At 71.9% G+C, this 19,644-nt stretch carries 19 protein-coding genes and 1 pseudogene; 9 read left to right on the forward strand and 11 right to left on the reverse strand.

Features of this window, described 5'->3' with window-relative positions:
- The first annotated feature begins 23 nt into the window (after nucleotides 1–23).
- Complete coding sequence (locus MMB17_RS07825; RefSeq protein ID WP_238309289.1) at nucleotides 24–233, forward strand: hypothetical protein; 210 nt, start codon at nucleotides 24–26, stop codon at nucleotides 231–233.
- Nucleotides 234–326: 93 nt separating this feature from the next.
- Nucleotides 327–1,058 carry a L,D-transpeptidase family protein gene (locus MMB17_RS07830; protein WP_241101689.1) on the forward strand — a complete coding sequence of 244 codons (732 nt, stop codon included), beginning with the start codon at nucleotides 327–329 and terminating at the stop codon, nucleotides 1,056–1,058.
- 90 nt (nucleotides 1,059–1,148) lie between these two features.
- Here the strand turns inward: MMB17_RS07830 and MMB17_RS07835 are convergent, their stop codons facing one another.
- The gene (locus MMB17_RS07835; protein ID WP_241101690.1) at nucleotides 1,149–3,287 is read right to left on the reverse strand and encodes a molybdopterin-containing oxidoreductase family protein; all 2,139 of its coding nucleotides are present in this window, start codon (nucleotides 3,285–3,287) and stop codon (nucleotides 1,149–1,151) included.
- 101 nt (nucleotides 3,288–3,388) lie between these two features.
- Here MMB17_RS07835 and MMB17_RS07840 point away from each other — a divergent pair, with 101 nt between their 5' ends.
- Nucleotides 3,389–4,315: a hypothetical protein gene (locus tag MMB17_RS07840; protein ID WP_241101691.1), complete on the forward strand. Its 927-nt coding sequence runs from the start codon at nucleotides 3,389–3,391 to the stop codon at nucleotides 4,313–4,315.
- On the opposite strand, the gene rsmD is transcribed toward MMB17_RS07840, so the two are convergent.
- The 5 genes and pseudogenes from rsmD to MMB17_RS07865 form a co-directional block, all read right to left on the reverse strand.
- Nucleotides 4,312–4,869 carry a 16S rRNA (guanine(966)-N(2))-methyltransferase RsmD gene (rsmD, locus tag MMB17_RS07845; protein ID WP_241101692.1) on the reverse strand — a complete coding sequence of 186 codons (558 nt, stop codon included), beginning with the start codon at nucleotides 4,867–4,869 and terminating at the stop codon, nucleotides 4,312–4,314. The two genes, MMB17_RS07840 and rsmD, sit on opposite strands and share 4 nt — an antisense overlap.
- Nucleotides 4,870–4,890: 21 nt before the next feature.
- A pseudogene (locus MMB17_RS07850) lies at nucleotides 4,891–6,835 on the reverse strand (pseudouridine synthase).
- A 162-nt stretch (nucleotides 6,836–6,997) separates the two neighbouring features.
- A complete protein-coding gene (locus MMB17_RS07855) occupies nucleotides 6,998–7,174 on the reverse strand; it encodes a DUF1328 domain-containing protein (protein WP_012456035.1) in 177 nt (58 codons plus the stop codon).
- A 330-nt stretch (nucleotides 7,175–7,504) separates the two neighbouring features.
- Entirely contained in the window at nucleotides 7,505–9,415 is a 1,911-nt protein-coding gene (mutL, locus tag MMB17_RS07860; RefSeq protein WP_241101694.1) for a DNA mismatch repair endonuclease MutL, read from the reverse strand.
- A gap of 73 nt (nucleotides 9,416–9,488) precedes the next feature.
- Nucleotides 9,489–10,508, reverse strand: a complete 1,020-nt coding sequence (locus MMB17_RS07865) for a KpsF/GutQ family sugar-phosphate isomerase (protein WP_241101695.1) — start codon at nucleotides 10,506–10,508, stop codon at nucleotides 9,489–9,491.
- Nucleotides 10,509–10,799: 291 nt separating this feature from the next.
- On the opposite strand from MMB17_RS07865, the gene MMB17_RS07870 reads away from it, so the two are divergent.
- The gene (locus MMB17_RS07870; RefSeq protein WP_420847348.1) at nucleotides 10,800–12,461 is read left to right on the forward strand and encodes an outer membrane beta-barrel protein; all 1,662 of its coding nucleotides are present in this window, start codon (nucleotides 10,800–10,802) and stop codon (nucleotides 12,459–12,461) included.
- A gap of 106 nt (nucleotides 12,462–12,567) precedes the next feature.
- On the opposite strand, the gene MMB17_RS07875 is transcribed toward MMB17_RS07870, so the two are convergent.
- Nucleotides 12,568–12,966, reverse strand: a complete 399-nt coding sequence (locus MMB17_RS07875) for an MAPEG family protein (RefSeq protein WP_241101696.1) — start codon at nucleotides 12,964–12,966, stop codon at nucleotides 12,568–12,570.
- A gap of 281 nt (nucleotides 12,967–13,247) precedes the next feature.
- Here MMB17_RS07875 and MMB17_RS07880 point away from each other — a divergent pair, with 281 nt between their 5' ends.
- A complete protein-coding gene (locus MMB17_RS07880) occupies nucleotides 13,248–13,427 on the forward strand; it encodes a hypothetical protein (RefSeq protein ID WP_238309279.1) in 180 nt (59 codons plus the stop codon).
- A gap of 31 nt (nucleotides 13,428–13,458) precedes the next feature.
- On the opposite strand, the gene panE is transcribed toward MMB17_RS07880, so the two are convergent.
- The 4 genes from panE to MMB17_RS07900 all read right to left on the reverse strand — a co-directional run bounded on the left by panE (nucleotide 13,459) and on the right by MMB17_RS07900 (nucleotide 16,838).
- Nucleotides 13,459–14,391, reverse strand: a complete 933-nt coding sequence (gene panE / locus MMB17_RS07885) for a 2-dehydropantoate 2-reductase (RefSeq protein ID WP_241101697.1) — start codon at nucleotides 14,389–14,391, stop codon at nucleotides 13,459–13,461.
- A gap of 186 nt (nucleotides 14,392–14,577) precedes the next feature.
- Entirely contained in the window at nucleotides 14,578–15,438 is an 861-nt protein-coding gene (locus MMB17_RS07890) for a tetratricopeptide repeat protein (protein ID WP_241101698.1), read from the reverse strand.
- 321 nt (nucleotides 15,439–15,759) lie between these two features.
- Nucleotides 15,760–16,263, reverse strand: coding sequence for a Holliday junction resolvase RuvX (gene ruvX, locus MMB17_RS07895; RefSeq protein WP_241101699.1), 504 nt, complete (start codon nucleotides 16,261–16,263; stop codon nucleotides 15,760–15,762).
- On the reverse strand, nucleotides 16,260–16,838 hold the full coding sequence (locus MMB17_RS07900; protein WP_241101700.1) for an SMI1/KNR4 family protein: 579 nt from the start codon (nucleotides 16,836–16,838) through the stop codon (nucleotides 16,260–16,262). The genes ruvX and MMB17_RS07900 overlap by 4 nt, the downstream gene beginning before the upstream one ends.
- A 184-nt stretch (nucleotides 16,839–17,022) precedes the next feature.
- On the opposite strand from MMB17_RS07900, the gene MMB17_RS07905 reads away from it, so the two are divergent.
- The 4 genes from MMB17_RS07905 (at nucleotide 17,023) to MMB17_RS07920 (ending at nucleotide 19,586) form a co-directional block, all read left to right on the forward strand.
- On the forward strand, nucleotides 17,023–17,301 hold the full coding sequence (locus MMB17_RS07905) for a hypothetical protein (protein WP_241101701.1): 279 nt from the start codon (nucleotides 17,023–17,025) through the stop codon (nucleotides 17,299–17,301).
- A gap of 114 nt (nucleotides 17,302–17,415) precedes the next feature.
- Nucleotides 17,416–17,703 (forward strand): Asp-tRNA(Asn)/Glu-tRNA(Gln) amidotransferase subunit GatC, encoded by a 288-nt coding sequence (gatC, locus tag MMB17_RS07910; RefSeq protein WP_238309273.1) that lies wholly within the window; start codon nucleotides 17,416–17,418, stop codon nucleotides 17,701–17,703.
- 94 nt (nucleotides 17,704–17,797) lie between these two features.
- The gene (gene gatA / locus MMB17_RS07915; protein ID WP_241101702.1) at nucleotides 17,798–19,279 is read left to right on the forward strand and encodes an Asp-tRNA(Asn)/Glu-tRNA(Gln) amidotransferase subunit GatA; all 1,482 of its coding nucleotides are present in this window, start codon (nucleotides 17,798–17,800) and stop codon (nucleotides 19,277–19,279) included.
- 1 nt (nucleotide 19,280) lies between these two features.
- Nucleotides 19,281–19,586 carry a hypothetical protein gene (locus MMB17_RS07920; RefSeq protein ID WP_241101703.1) on the forward strand — a complete coding sequence of 102 codons (306 nt, stop codon included), beginning with the start codon at nucleotides 19,281–19,283 and terminating at the stop codon, nucleotides 19,584–19,586.
- Nucleotides 19,587–19,644: the final 58 nt, after the last annotated feature.

The following is a 19,644-nucleotide window of genomic DNA, read 5'->3' on the forward strand; positions in this document are numbered from 1 at the left end:
CTGACGCCAAGGGGATCCACACCATGCTGACCGTGCTCACGGCCCAGCCCGTCCGCCCGGAGGTCGAGGCGATCGACCGCGATCCGGGCATCATCACGCTCCTGAGCGCCCTCGTCCGCTCCGCGCGCCGCGCCGGCCATGCCGTCGGTGCCCAGACCCGCGCCTGTCATCGCACCGCCGCCGAGACCGATCTGTTCAGCTCCTCGACCGCCTGGCCCTACAACCAGCGCTGAGGACCCACCGCGCCGTCGACGGACGCGCCGCGCGCCGCTAGGATTCGCCACCGGCCGCCGGGGAGCGTGCCGGCTGCGGACCGGGTTGCTGCCTTGCCTCTGCCGATCGGACGCTGCGCCGCCCCGTTTCTCGTCGGGCTTGCGGCGGCCTCCGCCCAGGCGCGGGAGGGGGCCTGCGAATCTCTGCCGGCGGGCATCGACCGGCTCGTCCTGGTGACCGGCGCCGGTTTCGCGAGCGGGAACGGCCGTCTCCGGCTTTTCCGGCGCAGCGGCGCGGACGCCTCCTGGCACGCCGTCTCGCCACCGGAACCGGTCGTGCTCGGGCGCCACGGTCTCGCCTGGGGTCATCCGTTCCGCGAGGCCGCTCGACCCGGTGAGCCCGTCAAGCGCGAAGGGGACGGTCGTACGCCCGCGGGTCTCTACTGGCTCGGCCGCAGTTTCGGCTTTCCGGCGACGGTCCGGCCCGGTCACCTCGTGTTGAGACCCGGCCGCACGGTCTGCGTCGACGACCCGGACTCGCCTGCCTACAACCATCTCGTCCCGGTCCGGCAGGGACGCGTTGCGCCGAAGGGTGAGGACATGGGCGCCGAACCGCTCTATCGGCGGGGCCTCGTCATCGATTATCCGAGCGACGCCGCGCAACGGGCGGGCTCCTGCATCTTCCTGCATGTCTGGCGCGGGCCGACGACCGGCACGGCGGGTTGTGTCGCCCTGCCCGAGAGACGGGTTGCCGCCATCCAGAATTTCGCGAGCCGGGGAGCCGCGATCGCGATCCTGCCCGAGACGGTGCTGCCGCGCTTCTCGGCCTGCCTGCCGCGACCGTGAGCTTGCCCCAGGCCTGCCGCCGCCATGAGGTCGGCGGCCCGGGATCCGACCATGCGGCTCGCCGTGCCTGTCGGCGAGCCGTGAGGCGGCCTATCCTGCGAGATGCACCTCGACGAGGTTGTCGCTGAAGGTCGGGGAATGGCCCATGCCACCATAGGTGGCGGAAGAGACCACGTTCACCGCCCCGTCGCGGTTGAGGGCGTGCCAGTAGCCGAGGGAGGCGACGACCACGCCCGGCGGCACGTCCTCCGTCACCCGCGCCTCGCCGTGGAAGGTGCCGCGGTCGTTGAACACCCGTACCAGGGCGCCCTCGGTGATGGCCCGCCCGCCGGCATCCCGCGGGTTGATCAGGATCGCCTGGTTGCCCTGCTTGGCGATCTTGTGGGTCTCGTTCGCGTATTGCGAATTGAGGAAGCCGTGGCTCTTCGGCGAGACGATGTTGAGGGGGAAGCGCGCGGCGAGCGCGCCGTTCGTCTCCGGCCGTTCGTTCGCCGGCACGTAGCCCGGCAGGGGGTCGAGGGGCTCGCCGCCCTGCATCGCCTCGTACATCTGCCGGAAGGGCGGGGCGACGAAGTTGCCGTTGGCGGCCGCGGCCTCCGAGTAGAACTCGCACTTGCCCGAGGCGGTCGGGAAGTTGCCCTCCGCATGCGGCGTGCGCGTCTCGGGATCGCCGATATCGAGGCGATACCAGCCATGCGCGCGGAAATGCGCCATGCTGGCGCCGGCCATCTTCGGGCTGTCCCAGTCGAGATACCATTCCATCAGCTCGGTCTCGCTCATGGAGAACTGGGGATCGGTGAAGCCGAAGCGTTGGGCGAGGCGCCGGAACAGCTCGGCGTTCGACACGGTCTCGCCCGGGGGCTCGATCGCCTTCTGATTGAGCGTGAAGAAGAAGTGGCCCCACGAGAACATCATGTCGTCGTGCTCGGCCGCCATGGTCGCCGGCAGAAGGATGTCGGCGTAGCGGGCCGTGTCGGTGACGAAGTGCTCGCTCACCACCGTGAACAGGTCCTCGCGGGCGAGGCCCTTCTTGATGGAGGCGGTCTCGGTGGAGTTCGAGACCGGGTTGGCGTTGTAGACCATCAGGGCGTGGATGCCCGGATTCAGTCCCGCCTCGCCGTTCAGCACCGCGCCGAGCTTGAGCACGTTGACCGCCCGCGTGCCCTCCGGGATCCAGTCCGGCCGGCAGACGCGGTCCCAATGCACGGGAAATTCCCAGAGCGGCATCTGATAGATGCCGCCGCCGGGGTCCTTCCAGGCGCCGGTCAGGGCCGGCAGGGAGAAGATGGCGCGCAGGGCCTGGGCGCCGCCGGCGCTGCGCTCCACCGCCACGCCGGGGCGGATCGCGGCGTGGCGGGTGGTGGCGTATTCATGGGCCAGCATGCGGATGTCTTCCGCCGCGACGCCGCAGATCCCGGCGGCGTATTCCGGCGTGAAGGGCGCGGCCCGCTCCTTCAACGCGTCGAAGCCGAGGGTATGCTTCTCCACATAGTCCCGGTCGATCAGGTTGCCGTTGATGAGACAGTGGATCAGCGCCATCGCCAGGGCGCCATCCGTGCCGGGGCGCGGCATCAGGTGCCAATCCGCCTCCTTGGCGGTGCGGGAGCGGTAGGGGTCGATCACCACCACCTTGGCTCCGCGGCGCTGAGCCTCCTTCACCACGTGCCAGTGGTGGATGTTCGTGGAGATCGAGTTGCAGCCCCAGATGATGATGTACTTCGACTGCGTGAAGCTCATCGGGTCGAGGCCGTTGGTGGGGCCGACGGTGAGCAGCCAGGCCGTGCAGGAGCCGGAGCCGCAGAATGTTTTTTCCGCCACGCTCGCGCCGAGCCGGTTGAAGAACGCATCGCCGACGGTGAGGCCCTGCACCACGCCCTCGTTGCCGAGATAGTTGTAGGGCAGGATCGCTTCGCGGCCGTGCGTCGCGATCACGTCCTGGAAGCGGTCATGGATCGTGTCGAGGGCCTCCGCCCAGCTGATCCGGGTGAACTGGCCCGAGCCCTTCGGGCCCGTGCGGCGCATCGGGTAGAGCACGCGGTCGGGATTGTAGTGGTGCCGCTCGAAATCGTGCACCTTGGTGCAGAGTGCGCCCCGGGTCATCGGATGGTCCGGGTTGCCGCGCACACCGGTCAGGCGCCCATCCTCGACGGTATAGATCATCGAGCAGGTGTCGGGGCAGTCATGCGGGCAAGCGCCCAGCTTGGTGGTGCTCGCAGAAGTGGCGGCCATGGTGCGTCTCCTCTCCCTCCGGTTGCATTTTCGGCATCTTGTTGCTGGGAGACTGGCCGTCGTGCGGTTCGTAAGTCAATTATAATTCTAATGAGAGGCTCATGAAGGTCACCCTCGATCTCACCCGCCTGCGGGCGGAGGGGCGGATCACCGCGGAGGAGCACGACCGGCTCCTGGCCCTCTCGGCGAAGGAGGGCGCTTCCCTCGCCATCAACATCCTGATCGGCTTCGGCGTCGCCGCGGTGAGCCTCGCGGCGCTCGCCCTGGTGCCGGATCCCCGCGCGGCGCTCGCCCTCGGCGGGCTGATGCTGGCCGGAGGTACGGGCCTGCTCGCCCGGCTCGCTGCGTGGCGGGTGCTCGGCGCCATCCTCGTGCTGGTGGGCGCCCTGCTCTTCGGCGGCGGCCTCGTCGTCCTGCAGGAGGGCAGCGCCGCCTCCTTCCTGACCGTGACGGCGGTCTTCGCCGTCGCTGCCCTGCTCTCGGGCAGCGGCCTGCTTGCGGTGCTCGCCGTGTTCGGGCTGTCCGGGGCCCTCGACGCCCGCGCGGGCTACAGCCACGCGGTCTATTCGATCGCGATTCCCGAGCCCGCGGCGACGGTGCTCGTCTTCTCCGCCCTGGCCTTCGGCCTCTACCGGCTGTCGAAGCATCTGCCCCCTGCGGGCGAGCGGCTCGCCCTGATCGGCGCGCGCACGGCGCTGTTCCTGGTCAATCTCGGCTTCTGGGTCGGCTCGCTCTGGGGCGACGAGACGCAATCCGGGATGCGGGAGTCGTTCGGCCGCTCGATCCCGGCCGAGGCCTTCGTGATCGGCTGGGCGCTCGCGCTGCTTGCGGTCGGTGCCTGGGCCGTGCGGGAGAACCGGCGCTGGGTGCTCAACCTCGCCGCGATCTTCGGTGGGATCCACTTCTATACGCAGTGGTTCGAGCGGCTCGGCGCCACGCCGCTCAGCCTGCTTGCCGCCGGCCTCGTGCTCCTCGCCATCGCCTTTGGGCTCTGGCGCTGGAACGAGCGGTTTTCCCGTGAAAATTAACCCTGATAGCGAAGAAACGTGACGGCGCTGTCGCCGTAATCGCGCCGCTCCAGCGCCGTGAACCCGGGTGGCGGCGCCACCTGCACGGCGGCGGCTTCTTCGACGAGGACCAGGGCGCCAGTGCCGAGCCAGCCGCCGGAAGCGGCGGAGGCGAGGGCCTTCGGGGCCAGATCACGGTTATAGGGCGGGTCGCAGAACAGCAGGTCGAAGGGGCCAGCCGGCCCCGCCGGGCCGAGCTTGGTGGCATCCCGGCGGAACAGGCGGGTCCCGCCTTCCAGGCCCAGCGCTTCGATATTGCTCCGGATGATCGCCCGCGCCTCCGAGCCCTCGTCGACGAGGAGGGCGTATTCGGCGCCACGGGAGAGCGCTTCGAAGCTGAAGGCGCCAGTGCCGGCGAAGAGGTCGAGCACGCGCGCGCCCTCGACCACGTCGTCATAGGCATGGGCGAGGACGTTGAACAACGCCTCGCGCATCCGGTCCGTGGTCGGCCGGATCGCGTCCGTGCGTGGTCCCGCGAGCCGGCGGCCTCCGAGCCGCCCGCCGACGATCCTCACCGTTGCCGCTCCCGGACCGGGCTACTTCGACCCGCGCGGCTTGCCGCCGCCGCGGGGACCGGGCTTGCCGGAGAAGCCGCCCGGGCGTCCGCCGGGCTTGCCGCCGCCGGGACGGCCGCCGGCCTTGAAGCCCCCCCTGGCGCCGCCGGCTTCCTTGCCCGCCCCGCCGCGGGCGGGACCGGGCTTGAAGCCGCGGGAGGCGCCGCGCTCGCCCTCGGCACGGCCGCGGAAACCGCCGGCCTTGCGCTCGAAGGCCTCACCGCCGTCACGCGAACGCTCCTGGTGCGCACGCTCCTGGCGCGGGCGCTCCTGCCGGGGACGATCGTCCCGAGCCCGATCCTGGCGCGGACGATCCTCACGCGGGCGATCCTGCGGCGCGCGATCCTGACGGGGACGATCCTGGCGCGACCCGGCCGCCCGCTCCCGCGGCGGTCCGCGCCGCTCGCCCTGCCCCTCGAAGGCTCCGCGGGCCTCGGCCTCGCGGCGGCGCGGACGCGCTTCGCCGCCTTCCCCGCGCGGGGGACGGGCATCGCCGCGCGGCGGCCGGGCGTCGCCCCGGGGGGGACGGGCCTCCTCGTCGCGGCTGCGGAACTTGACCCGGCGGTGCGGCTCGGGGGCCGGCTGCTCCGGCGTGGGCTGCAGGCGCTCGACCAGAACGCGCCGCTCGCCGGTCTGGATCGAGCCGACGCGCTCGCGGCCGCGCTCGGCGGCCTGGGCGCGGGCCGCCTTCGGATCGGCGCCCCGGCGGGGCACGCCGCCGCCACGGGGCCGCTCGTCCGCATCGGCATGCCAGATCGACTGGCGCGGCCCCGGACCCATGCCGCCGGTTGGCACCCCGCGCCGGCGCGGCGGGACGGGAGGGATCGCGGGCCGGACGGCCCGGCCGGGCGAAGCCGGCCTGCGGCCGCTCGGCGGGCGCGCCGCGGGAGGCGCGGGGCGGGCGCGGCGCTTCGGCGGCGGCGGCCTGGGCCGCGGCCTTGGCCGTCTTCTTCGGGCTGCCGAAGGCGGCGATGGGGTCGCGCACCGGGCTCTCGAAATCGACGCCCGCCTGCTCGGCGAGGCCCTTGCCGAGCTGCTCCTTGAGCACCTTGGTCCGGATCTCCTCGACGAGCCCGACTTCGAGGTCGCCGAGCTGGAACGGCCCGAAGGAGAGCCGGATCAGCCGGTTCACGGAAAGCCCGAGATGCTCGAGGATGCGCTTGACCTCGCGGTTCTTGCCCTCGCGCAGGCCGAGCGTGATCCAGGCATTGTCGCCCTGCACCCGGTCGAGACTGGCCTCGACGGGACCGTATTCCATGCCGTCGACGGTGACGCCCTTCCTCAGCTTGTCGAGATCGGCCTGGGTGATCTCGCCGAAGGCGCGCACGCGGTAGCGGCGCAGCCAGCCGGTATCGGGATGGGCGATGACCTTGGCGAGGCCGCCGTCATTGGTCAGCAGCAGCAGGCCCTCGGTGTTGATGTCGAGCCGGCCGACCGCGACCACCCGGGGCAGATCCTCCGGCAGCACGTCGAACACGGTCTGGCGCCCTTCCGGGTCGCGGGCGGTGGTGACGACGCCCCGGGGCTTGTGGAAGATCCAGAGCCGGGTGCGCTCGCGGGCCGGCAGGGGCTCGCCGTCCACGCTGATGCGGTCGCTGTCGGTCACGTTGAGGGCGGGCGAGTGGATCACCTTGCCGTTCACGCTGACGCGGCCGGCCTCGATCATCACCTCGGCGTCGCGGCGCGAGGCGAGGCCTGCCCGGGCGATCGCCTTGGCGATGCGCTCGCCCTCGTAGCCCGCCTCGGGTTCGACCGGCTCCGCGGGGGCCTTCGCCGATTTGGCACCCTTGCGGCGCAGGGGCGCGTCGCCCCCGCTCGCCGGGGTGTCTGCCTGCGGGGGCGCCTCGGCGCCGGTGGATTCTTGGGGCACGGCCTCGTGCGGTGCGGAGTCCTGCCCGCCCGGCGCGTCGTCATTCATGTCGTTCATGCCCGCCCCATATCAGAGGCCTTCCCGGCTTGCGAGGCGTTCCGATCGAGAAGCCGCGCGCCGGATTCATGGCTCGGGCCTGCCGCAGCGGGATCAAGCACAGAAAAAGGCGGCCGAAGCCGCCTTTTCCGATGCGATCCGGGCACCCGAAGGTGCCCCGCCTCAAAGCCGGGGGGAACGGCCCCGCACGGCGCCCATCACCGCCGAGATCAGGAACAGGGCGATGGCGACGAAGAAGACGATCTTGGCAGCCTCCATCGCGGTGCCCGCGATGCCGCCGAAGCCGAGCAGCGCCGCGATCAGCGCGACGACGAGGAAGGTTACGGCCCAACCGATCATGGTATCCTCCGACAGGTTGTCTTCCGGCTGGCCGGCGCCGCTCGGTGCGGCCCGGATCCGGAGAATGTCTTCCGCTCCCCGCCGGTCGGGCCGGCGATGCGGTCTCATCCCTAGAAATTGCCAAGCTGCCGGATCGTTCCGCGCCGGCTTACAAAAGCGGGTGATGGCCGGGGAGACGCTGAAGGGCTTCGAAGTTCGGCCGGACCGGATCGTCGCGACCCGGTCCGAGACCTGACCGTCCCGCATCCTGCGAAAAACCAACGGACCGCGATCAGGCGATGTTCCGAGGCGCTGCGCCAGGGGCAGGATCCGGGCCTTCCCGCGGCCCCGTCAACGCCGCCCGAACAGACGCTCGATATCCGTGAGCTTCAGCGCGACGAAGGTCGGGCGGCCATGGTTGCAGGAGCCGGCATGGGGCGTGGCCTCCATCTCCCGCAGGAGCGCGTTCATCTCCTCCGGCTTGAGGCGGCGCCCGGCGCGGATCGAGCCGTGGCAGCTCATCCGGGAGAGGATGGCGTCGAGGCGGCGGGTCAGCGGATCGCCGTCGCCGGCCGGCGCGCCCTCGTCCAGCCCACTGTCGAGGAGCGCATCGAGCACATCACGCACGAGATCGCGCACCGAGCCGCCGGCCAGGGCCGCCGGCACCGCCCGCACCAGCACCGCACCGGGGCCGAAGGCTTCGATCGAGAGGCCGAGGGCCTCCAGTTCGGCGGCGGCCGCCACGAGCCGTTCGGCCTCGGCGGGCGCCATCTCGACCACGTCGGGGATCAGCAGGCCCTGACGCGCGATGCCGCCGCCGGCCCGCTCGCGTTTCAGCCGCTCGTAGACCAGCCGCTCATGGGCGGCGTGCTGGTCGACGATGACGATGCCGTCCGCGGTCTGGGCGACGATGTAGGTCTCGTGGAGCTGAGCCCGGGCTGCCCCGAGGGGATGCTCGCTCGGTTCGGGCAGGAAGACGGCCTCCGGTGGCTCCCGAAGGTCGGCGGCGGGCGGGGCGAGATCGGCCTCGAACAGGCTCTGCGGCGTGTCGGAGAAGCCGCCGGCCGGCGGCGTCCGCTCGGGCATCCGCCAGCCCGCGGGGGCCGCGACGGAAGGGCCTGAGACGCTCGGGCGGCCCGGCGAGGGGAAGGCCTGCCGTCCGGAATGGGTGGTGAAGCCGCCGGGCCGCAGCGCCTCCAGGGTGCGCGCGGCCCCGGTCGTGGCAGACCGCATCCCGGCCTGGGCCAGGGCGGCGTGGATCGCGCTGACGACCAGGGCGCGCACGAGGCCCGGATCGCGGAAGCGCACCTCGGTCTTGGCCGGATGCACGTTCACGTCGACGAGGGCGGGATCGCAGGTCAGGTCGAGAGCGAGCACGGGATGGCGGTCGGAGGCCATGCTGTCGGCATAGGCTCCGCGCACGGCCCCGAGCAGCAGGCGGTCGCGCACCGGCCGGCCGTTGACCGTGAAGTGGATGTGGCCGGCCGCCCCCCGGTGATAGGTCGGCAGGCCGATATGGCCTTCGAGCAGGAAGCCCTCCCGGGCCAGCGAGAGCGGCACGGCGTTGCCCGCGAAATCCGACCCGAGCACGCTTGCCGCCCGGCGCAGCTGCGCCGCCGGTCCCGGCTCGCTCTCGGCGGGGAAGACGGTCGGCGTGGCGCTCTCGGTCCTGAGGGTGAAGCGGATCCGCGGCTGGGCGAGCGCCAGGCGGCGCAGCACCTCGGCCACCGCCAGGGTCTCGGCCCGGTCGGATTTCAGGAACTTGAGCCGGGCAGGCGTCGCGGCAAAGAGGTCGGTGACCTCGATGCGCGTACCCCGCGCCGCCGGGGCCGGGCGCAAGGGACCCTTCACCCCCGCCTCCACCACGAGGCTCCAGCCTTCGCCGCCCTCCGCCCGGGAGACGATGGAGAGCCGCGCCACGGCACCGATCGAGGGCAGGGCCTCGCCGCGGAAGCCGAGCGTGCCGATCCGGCTCAGGTCGCCATCGGGCAGCTTCGAGGTGGCGTGGCGCTCGACCGCGAGTTCGAGATCCTCCGGCCCCATGCCGCAACCGTCGTCGACGACCCGGATCAGCCGACGGCCGCCGCCCTCGATCGTCACCTCGATGCTGCGGGCGCCCGCATCGATCGCGTTCTCGACGAGCTCCTTCACCGCGGAGGCCGGCCGCTCCACCACCTCGCCCGCAGCGATGCGGTCGACGAGGATCGCGTCGAGGCGGCGCACGGCGGCGCGGGGGATCACCGGTTCGGGAAGGGCGGACATCGCCGCGGGATCATAGCGGGCGGCGGCGGGCGCTCAAAGGCGCAGGCGCGCCGCGGCGGGCGCTGTCCCGCCCTCAGGCGGCGCCGGCCCGCAGCAGATCGTGGTAATGCACCAGCCCGACCGGTCGCTCCGCCTCGATCACGATCAGCGCGGTGATCTTCTTGGTCTCCTGGATCTCCAGGGCCTTGGCGAGCAGGGTCTCGGGGCTGACCGTGCGGGGATTGCGGGTCATCACCGCCTCTACCGCCACGGAATCGAGGTTCTCGCGGAAGATCGCCCGGCGCAGGTCGCCGTCGGTGACGATGCCGGCGAGCCGGCCTTCCGCGTCGGTCACGATCACCGAGCCGAAGCCCTTGGCGTCGATCTCGCGGATGGCGTCGCGCATGGGGGTGCCGAGTGGCACCACCGGCAGGCTTGCCCCGCCATGCATGACCTCACGGACTTGGCGGAGCGAGGCTCCGAGGCGGCCTCCAGGGTGGAACACGGAGAAGTCCCGAGCCGAGAAGCCCCGGGCTTCGAGGAGGGCGATGGCGAGGGCGTCGCCGAGGGCGAGCTGCATCGCGGTGGAAGTGGTGGGGGCGAGCCCGTTGGGGCAGGCCTCCTTCGCCTTGGGCAGGGCGAGGCAGATATCGGCCTCCCGCCCGAGGGTGGAGGTGACCCCCGAGGTGATCGCCACCAGCGTCACCCGATAGCGGCGCGCATAGCCGATGATGTCGGCGAGCTCCGTGGTCTCGCCGGACCAGGACAGGGCCAGCACCACGTCCTCGGCCTGGATCATGCCGAGATCGCCGTGGCTCGCCTCGGCCGGGTGCACGTAGAGGGCCGGGGTGCCGGTGGAGGCGAGCGTCGCGGCGAGCTTGCGGGCGACATGGCCGGACTTGCCCATGCCGGTGCAGATCACCCGGCCGCTGCCCGTCCCGATGCGGGCGACCGCCGCGGAGAAGGCCGCGCCGAGCCCGTTGCCGACCGCCTCCATCAGGCAGGTCAGGCCGTCGCGCTCGGTCTCCAGGGTGCGCAGCGCCGAGGCGATGGCCGGGTCCCGCGACTCCGCCGGGGCGCCGTCCTGGTCCTCGATGCGCTGGGGCCGTGCCATGCCGGATGTGCTCTCTCGGGTCGCTCGGAGCGCGACGGTGGTCTGTGATGCGTCCCGCCATCGCGCCGGATTGTGGTCGCCTCATGGCTCCGCCCGAGGCCCTTCCTGAATAGGGGCCGCCGGTTGACCGCCCGTTAACCACGTCCGGTGTAGCCCGGTTAACCATGCCTGCCCGGGGGCGATGCCGGGCGACTCTTGCCCGGATGGCGGAAAGCCCCCAAGCCCGTGAAGCGCCCGCGGCCGATCGCAGAGACAGCCCGGACGGCCCGCGCGCCGGCGCGGACCGTGGCCGTGGCGCTCGCCCTCGCCGCCGGACTCCTCGTCGGGCCGGCCCTCGCCCAGGAGGCCCCCGACGCCGCGGGCGCGGACCTGTTCTCGCCCAAGCGCCAGAACCGCCTGTTCGCACAGCCGGGCGCGGACGACCTGCCGAGCCTGCGCGGCGTGAACCCGTCTGCCGGAAGCGCGGGCGGAGGCGAGGCCGGCGTCGGCGTTTCCGGGGGCGGCGAGGGCCTGTCGCGGCTGCCCCGCTTCCGCTCGGGCGGCAGCGCGATCTCTTCGGTCGCCAACACGCCGAATGCCGCGCGGCCCAGCCTGCTGCGCCTGCGCGCGGCCCCGCCCCGCCGGATCGGCCTGCCGACGCGCCAGCTCACGCGGGGCCGTATCCAGGATTTCACGACGGACCTGCGCCTGACGCCGGTGATCCAGCCCGCCGTCTCCGGCGTGCCCCTGCCGACGCCGATCCCCGTGCTCGGCCTGCTCAACCCCACCGGCATCCTGCTCGGCACGGCCCTGCGCCGGCCGATCGCCGCCGACCAGGCCTATGCCCCCCTCGGGATCAAGCTCGGCACCTTCACGGTGCTGCCGGCCTTCACCCAGAGCATCGGCTACGATTCGAACCCGGACCAGATCGGCGGGAACCTCGCCAAGCCCTCCCTGGTGCTGCGCAGCGAGGGCGAGGTCGTCTTCCGCTCGGACTGGTCGTCGAGCGCCCTCGAGGGCGAGTTGCGCGGGGGCTATCTCGAATATCCCGACAACGAGGCCTCGAGCCGGCCCAATGCCGCGGGCACCACGCGGCTGCGGGTCGATATGAACCGCGACACCCGCATCGACGTGGAGACGCGCTTCCTCCTCGACACCCTGCGTCTCGGCAGCCCGGAGGTCGGCAGCCAGGCGACGAGCCGGCCGATCTACGCCACCTATGGCGGCACCGTCGGCGTCACCGAGAATTTCAACCGCCTGCAGGTGACGCTGCGCGGCTCGATCGACCGCCAGATCTTCGAGGATGCGCGGCTCGCGAGCGGCGCGCCGCTGATCCAGAGCGACCGCGACACCAACCAGTACGGCCTGCGCCTGCGGATCGGCTACGAGGTCTCCCCGGCGATCACGCCCTTCGTCGAGACCATCGTCGACACCCGCGTCTACGACACGCCGGTGGACCAGCAGGGTTTCCGCCGCGACTCGGACGGAGTGGCGCTCACCGGCGGCGCCAGCTTCGCGCTCACCCGGTTCATCACCGGCGAGGTTTCCGGCGGTCTGCAGCGGCGCGACTATGTCGATGCCCGCCTGCGCGCCATCTCCTCGCCGTTGATCAACGCCGCGTTGATCTGGTCCGTAAGCCCGCTCACCACGGTCCGCTTCAACCAGCAGACCGGCGTCATCGAGACCTCGGTGGCCGGGGCGAGCGGCGTCGCCACCAACGTGGCCACCCTGGAGGTGCAGCACGACCTCCTGCGCAACCTCTCGATCACGCTCGGCGGCGCCTACATCGCCAACGACTATCAGGGGGTGAGCATCCGCGAGCGCGGCTTCTCCGCCACCGCCCGGCTCGATTATCGCTTCAATCGCTGGCTGACCCTGCGCGGCAGCTACATCCACCAGGAACTGACGAGCACGGCGGCCGCCTCGAGCTACCAGGCGGACACGGTCCTGCTCGGGGTGCGGGTGAACCCTTAGAGCCGCTTCCGATCGCGTTGCCATCGGCAGCGCTTCCAAACCTTTGTCGTGACGCGCGCGCTCACGCCGAACCGGTGTCCCCTTCGGCGCAGAGCGTTCTCGGCGCTCAGGCGGCCCGGATCAGCAGCGCGATCGCGGCGACGGCGATCACGCCGAGGGTGGCGAGGATGCCGCCGCCGCGGCAGGCGAACTGGCGGGGCGAGTTCTTCGGCGCGAACATCCCGATCGGGTGCAGGATCCGCGCGATCACGAGGACGATCAGCAGGGTCTGGACCAGGGTATGCCCGCCCCCGGCGGCTTCGAGCAGGCCGATCAGCACCAGGGCCAGCGGCACGTTCTCGGTGAAGTTGCCCTGCGAGCGGATGCGCTTGAACAGGCTGTTGTCGTTGCCGTCGCCGAACAGGGTGTTGGTGGAGAGCCGGCCTCCGATCACCCAGCCGGTCAGGCCGACATGGATCAGGCCGAGAAGGCCGGCGTAGAACGCGGTGGTGATGGGAAAGATCACGCGCGGGAATCCTCAGGAGCGGGGGGCGGGAGCCGGCTCCGCCCGGGGAGGGACACGGCGACGGGGCAACCCGAAGGCCTGCCGTTCGTTGCGGGGCGAGGTGGAAATTCCTTGCCCTGTGTTGAGAACCGCCCGCCGATGGGCGGCACATCCCATTGACCGCGCCGCGAGATGGCCACGCTTCGGCCCGTGGGGCGTCATGGTGCGGTCAAGCTTCCGGCCGCTTGCCGGCCGAACACGGCACCACGCCGCACCCTATCCGCGCGGCGCCGAGGAGCCCCATGACGAACCGCCTCAAGCTCTGCGCCGCCGGCCTGCTGACCCTCACCGTCGCCGCCTGCGCCTCCGCGCCCGCCGCGCCGGTGGCCGATCCGGTGCCCCCGCCGCGCCGCCCCTACGACGCCAAGACCCAGCTCGAATACGGCAACCCGCCGCCCCCGCCGCCGCAGCAGGGCTACTGAGCGGAGACGAGCCTCATCGGAACGCCCGCGCTCACGCGGTCTCGCGGGCGCGGCGGTTCTCGTAGGCCTTGAGATGGGTGAAGACGCGCGCGAGCAGCGGCGTCTCCACGCCGAAGGCGCGCCCGCGGGCGATCAGGTCGCCGACGATGTGGTCGCCCTCGATGCGCGCGCCGTTCTCGATGTCGCGCAGCATCGAGGCGGTCATGGCGGATTTCTCCGCCGTCAGCATCTTCCGCGCGCCCTCGTAGACCTTCTCGCGCTGCGGATAGCCCGCGGCCTGCGCGACCGCGCGGCATTCCTCCAGCAGCGCCTCGACGAAGGGCCGGCCCTCCGGCGCTGCGACGATGTCGCCGATCGCCGCCCGCATCAGGGTGGTGGCCCCGGCGAGCGTCGCCAGGAAGACCCACTTCTCCCACATCTCCAGGAGCACCTTGTCGCTGGCGCGGGCCTGGAAGCGCACCCCCTCCATCAGCGCCTCGATCGCCGTGACGCGCGCGCTGCGGCTGCCGTCGCGCTCGCCGTAGGTCAGGCTGTGCAGCTCGCTCATCTGCCGGATCTCGCCGGCCTTGGTGAGCGTGGCGACGATGGCGCAGCTGCCGCCGAGCACCGTCTCCGCGCCGAAGGCGGCGTCGAGGGCGTCGAGATGGGACAGGCCGTTCAGGATCGGCAGCACGGTCGTCTGCGGCCCGACCGCGGGGGCGACGTCGCGCAGGGCGGTGTCGAGATCGTAGGCCTTGCAGCTCAGGAGCACGAGGTCGAACGGGCCGGGGATCGTGTCCGCGGTCACGGTCCGCGGGGACGCGATCTGCGCGTCGCCCACCGGGCTCAGCACCTTGAGGCCGGCCTCCGCGAGCCTCTGGGCCCGGGCCGGACGCACGAGGAAGGTCACGTCCCGCCCGATCTCGGCGAGCCGGGCTCCGAAATACCCGCCGGTCGCACCGGCTCCGACGACGAGAACACGCATCCGAGAACCCTCCCTGAGCGCCCGTTCGGGCTTTCCCGCTGCGTAGGAGGTGCGGTGCGCGCGCGCAAGGTTCAGGGGGGTGCGGCCGATGACGAAGGCGCCCGGCACCGCGTGCCGGACGCCTCGCGAAGGGCTCCGAAGGCGGTCGGGCGCGGCTCCGAGCCTTTGTCGTGACGGTTCAGCGCCCTAGAACAGGCTGCCCTGGATGCGGCCGAGGCCCTGCTTGGCGATCGGGTTGGACGGGTCGAGGCGGGCGGCCTGCTGGTAGCTCTCGGTGGCTTCCTTGCGGCGGTTCGTCTTCTCGTAGGCGAGGCCGCGATAGGCCCAGGACGCGGCGTCCTTCGAATTCACGTTGAGGGCCGCGTTGTAGTCCTCAATCGCCTTGTCGAACTGGTTCGTGGAGATCAGGCTCTGGCCGCGGGCCGCGTAGGGGGCGGCGACGAAGGGGTTGCGGTCGATGGCGGCGGCGAAGTCGCCGATCGCCTCGGCGTCGTGGCCCTGACGCTGCTTGACGAGGCCGCGGGCGTGATACGCCTCGGCCGATTCCGGGTTGAGGCGGATCGCGACGTTGAGGTCATTGATCGCGCCCGAGAGGTCGCCCTGGGCGCGCAGCAGGTTGGCGCGGCCGATATAGGCGGCGGCGAAGTTCGGGTCGTTGGCGATGGCCTTGGAGAAGTCCTGCAGCGCGGCGTCGTTGCGCCCGGTCTGGCGGTTGGCCAGGGCCCGGTTGGTGTAGGCGGAGGCCGAGTTCGGATCGAGCTGGATCGCCTTCGAGAAGTCGCCGATAGCGTCGCCGAACTGGCCCGCGCGGGCATAGGCCGCGCCGCGGGTGACGTAGGCGGCGGCATCGTTCGGGTTGCGGGCGATCACCTCGCTCAGCGAGGCGATGTTGACGTTGGTCGCGCCCGTGGTGTCGGATTCGAGCACCGCGAATTGCCGCGGCGCGGCGGCGCTGCCATAGGTCTCGCAGCCCCCGAGCGCCGCCGCCGTGAGGGCGAGCGCTCCGTAGAGCCCGGTCTTGCCGGCACGCAGCGAGATCAGCTTCATCCTTCGAACCCCCTCCGGCCCGAGGCCCGTCGCGCCCGGGTCCGCGCCTCGCGATCGGCCCTTTCGCGCTCGCCTGGCGAGGCTCGGGTCGATCGGCGGCGACGGTCCGACGCGTTTCGGGCCACCATTCCGCATCGCGGTGTACGGGCACTTAAAACGTCGCGGTTTCCAAAGGCTGAAGCGGGGGGATGTGGCGAAGGTATGGCCCCTGCCCGCGGGCGGTCTCCAGGGGCTCCCGCAGGCCCGTCCCGGCGCCTGGCTGTGGCTTTCGCGCCGCAATTTTCGGGGCGCGCGCCGCCCCGGCGGGCCCGGGCGGGCGACTCAGGGGATGAAGTCGAGTTCCGGCGCGTCGGCGTCGTCGAGGCCGCGCATCACGTCGAGGCAGGCCTGCAGGATGTAGGCCGCGGCGAGCTTGTCCACGAGCTCGCCCCGGCGCGCCCGGGAGGCATCGGCCTCGAGGAGCGTGCGCGTCACCGCGGCCGTGGAGAGCCGCTCGTCGAAGAACAGCACCGGCAGGGGCAGGATCGGCTTGAGGTTGCGGGCGAAGGCGCGGCTCGACTGGGCGCGCGGCCCCTCCGACCCGTCCATGTTGAGGGGCAGCCCGATCACCAGGCCGCCGACGCGGTGCTCCGTGCAGAGCTTGGCGACGCGGGTGGCGTCCGGCGTGAACTTCACCCGCCGGATCGTCTCCAGGGGGGAGGCGATCTGCCGGCCGACATCGCAGAGCGCGAGCCCGATCGTCTTGGTGCCGAGATCGAGCCCGATCAGCCGCGGGCCGGCCGCGCGGGACTCCTCGGCGAAGGCGGCGATCGCCTCGCGGTTCACGGTGCGCCCTCCGCCTGCCCGAGGGCGGCGAGCGCCGCCGCATCGTCGCCGAGGAAGCGCGCGGGCAGGGGCGCGGCCTCCTCGCCGAGGATGTCGACGACATCGAGCCCCTGGAGGCCGCGCAGGAACGCGCGCAGATCCGCGCCGCCATGGCGCACGGTCTCGAGATCGGCGGCGAGCACGAAGATGTCGTATTCCTCGAAGCCGGGGGTCACGTCGAAGAACACGAAATCCCCGCCCTCGGTCTCCCCGAAGAAGCAGGCCCGGTCCATCAGACCGGCCGGGGCCTCCGCGGGCAGGGCGAAGCCGGGCGCCGCGCCCCTCTCCGACAGCCCTTCCATCGCCGTGGCGATGCTGTGGGCGATCAGCTCGGCCCGCACCACCAGATCGGCCGCCTCGATCGGCAGGGGCGTGTAGAGGCGCAGATGGCCGCCGATGCGTCCGGCCCCGCAGTCCCGGCAGAAGCTCCTGTAGGAGGCGGGCAGCGCGAAGCCGAGCTCGGCCTCCGCCCGGGCGATCTCGTCCGGCTCGGAGACGAGGCCCGGCCGGAATTCGGAAAAGACGTCAGCCCACATCGCACCGGCCCGCTCGACGAAGGGCCGTTCCCGGCCCGAGGCGGCGGCTTAGGGCGGGTCGCCCCGGCTTGTCCACCGCTGTCCCCGGCTCCGTTAACCATAACGGAAGGTTGTCGGGGCTCGGCAGGAGCGTCCGCACGCGGATTGCGTTAACGATTGCTTAACCATTTCCGACGAGACGCCCGTGCCCGCCGCGACCCGCCTCCCCGACCCCCCGCGCAACCGGTCCGGCCGCTCCGTCGCCGGCATGGTCCGGCGGCGCCGGGTGCCGGAGGAGGCCCTGGTCGCGATCGGCCGGCGCGATCCGGTCACGGGGATGCGGCGGACGATGCCGCGCCGCCACCTCATCATGCTGGCCCTGGCCGCGGAGGTGCTGTTCCTCGGCTACCGCCTGTCGGACCGCTACCGGCCGCCGGGCATCGCCGTGGAGCCGACCCTGGTCGAGGGCCACGTCATCACCTGAGGCCGTCGCGTGCCCGGCGTTGCCGGCCCGCGAAGCGCTCTGCTATAGCCCGCCCCTGAGGCCCGCCGGATTGTCCGCCCGGGCCTGCAAGGCACTTTCCTTCTCAAGGGCGGCATGTCGGTTGACGCGAAGACGGTACGGCGCATCGCGCATCTGGCGCGCATCGCGGTGACGGACGAAGAGGTTGAGCCGCTCCGGGGCGAGCTGAACGCGATTCTCGCCTTCGTCGAGCAGCTCGGCGCGGTCGACGTGACCGGCGTCGAGCCGATGACCTCGGTCACCCCCATGGCCATGAAGAAGCGCACCGACGTGGTGAACGACGGCGGCCGGGCCGCCGACATCGTGGCCAACGCCCCCGAGACCGAGGACAACTACTTCCTGGTTCCGAAGGTCGTCGAGTAGACGATCCCGCGGCCAGGCATCGCCGCTGCGCGGTCTCGCCCCCCAACGGGCGCCGCGCCAGCCTCGCTCACGGGGCGACGTTACGGTTAAGGGCATGACGGCACTCAACGAACTCACCCTGGCCGAGGCCCGCGACGGGCTGAAGGCGAAGACGTTCTCGGCGCGCGAGCTGACGCAGGCGCATATCGCCGCGGTCGAGAAGGCGCGGGCGCTCAACGCCTATCTCGTCGAGACGCCGGAGCGCGCCCTGGCGATGGCCGAGGCCTCCGACGCGAAGATCGCTAAGGGCGAGGCGCGGTCGCTCGAAGGCCTGCCGCTGGGCATCAAGGACCTGTTCTGCACCCACGGGGTGGCGACCACCGCGGGCTCGAAGATCCTCGAAGGGTTCGAGCCCCATTACGAATCGACCGTCTCGGCCAATCTCTGGCGGGACGGCGCGGTGATGCTCGGCAAGCTGAACCTCGACGAGTTCGCCATGGGCTCGTCCAACGAGACCAGCGCCTACGGCAAGACGGTCTCCCCCTGGCGCCGCCAGGGCTCCGAGGCCCCGCTGGTGCCGGGGGGCTCCTCGGGCGGCTCGGCCGCGGCGGTCGCGGCGCATCTCTGCCTGGGCGCCACGGCCACCGACACCGGCGGCTCCATCCGCCAGCCCGCGGCCTTCACCGGCACGGTCGGCATCAAGCCGACCTACGGGCGCTGCTCGCGCTGGGGCATCATCGCCTACGCCTCCTCCCTCGATCAGGCCGGCCCGATCGCCCGCACGGTGCGCGATTCGGCGATCCTGCTCGCCTCCATGGCGGGTCACGATCCCCGCGACACCACCTCGGTGGACCGGCCCGTGCCGGATTATGAGGCTTCGGTCACCCGCGGCGTGAAGGGCCTGACCATCGGCATCCCGAGGGAGTACCGGGTCGAGGGCATGCCCGCCGAGATCCAGAAGCTCTGGGACCAGGGCGCGGACTGGCTTCGGGCCGCGGGCGCGCAGATCAAGGAGATCTCGCTGCCGCATACCCAATACGCCCTGCCCGCCTATTACATCGTCGCCCCGGCGGAAGCCTCCTCGAACCTCGCCCGCTACGACGGCGTCCGCTACGGCCTGCGCGTGCCGGGCAAGGACATCGTCGGCATGTACGAGAACACCCGCGCCGCCGGCTTCGGCCGCGAGGTGCGCCGCCGCATCATGATCGGCACCTACGTGCTCTCGGCCGGCTATTACGATGCCTATTACGTGCGCGCGCAGAAGATCCGCACCCTGATCAAGCGCGACTTCGAGGCGGCCTATGCCGACGGCGTCGACGCGATCCTCACCCCCGCCACCCCCTCGGCCGCCTTCGGCATCGGCGAGATGGCGAGCGCGGACCCGGTACAGATGTATCTCAACGACGTGTTCACCGTGACGGTGAACATGGCCGGCCTGCCGGGCATCTCCGTGCCGGCGGGGCTCGACGCGCAGGGACTGCCCCTCGGCCTTCAGCTGATCGGCCGCCCCTTCGACGAGGAGACGCTGTTCGCGGCCGCGCAGGTCGTCGAGGAATCCGCCGGCCGGGTGCAGCTGCCGCCGGCCTGGTGGGCCTGACGTGCCCCCGGTCGTCCCGACCTATCCCGTCTCCGTCTGGCTGCTGGCCGGGTTCGATCCCATCCTGATCGGGCTCGCCCTGTTCCTCGGCTGGAAGGCGGACCAGTTCGGCAAGGTCTTCATCGCGGCCATCGCCGCGCTCGCCGTCTCGGTCCTCGCCTCCTGGCTGATCACCGCGCTCGGCGTGCCCTGGCCCGCGCCGGTCGGCCACGATCTGCCGACCTTCTTCCCCGTGCGCACGGTCGCGGCCTTCCTGTGGGCCTGCCTCGGCTTCTTCGGCCGGCGGGTCCTCGCCCCGCGCCGCTGACCCTCGCCCCTTCCGGGCGTAAGCACCTTTCGCCCGGATTTATCTTTCACGGCAGCGT

Source organism: Methylobacterium organophilum (assembly GCF_022533465.1).
Lineage (GTDB): Bacteria > Pseudomonadota > Alphaproteobacteria > Rhizobiales > Beijerinckiaceae > Methylobacterium > Methylobacterium organophilum.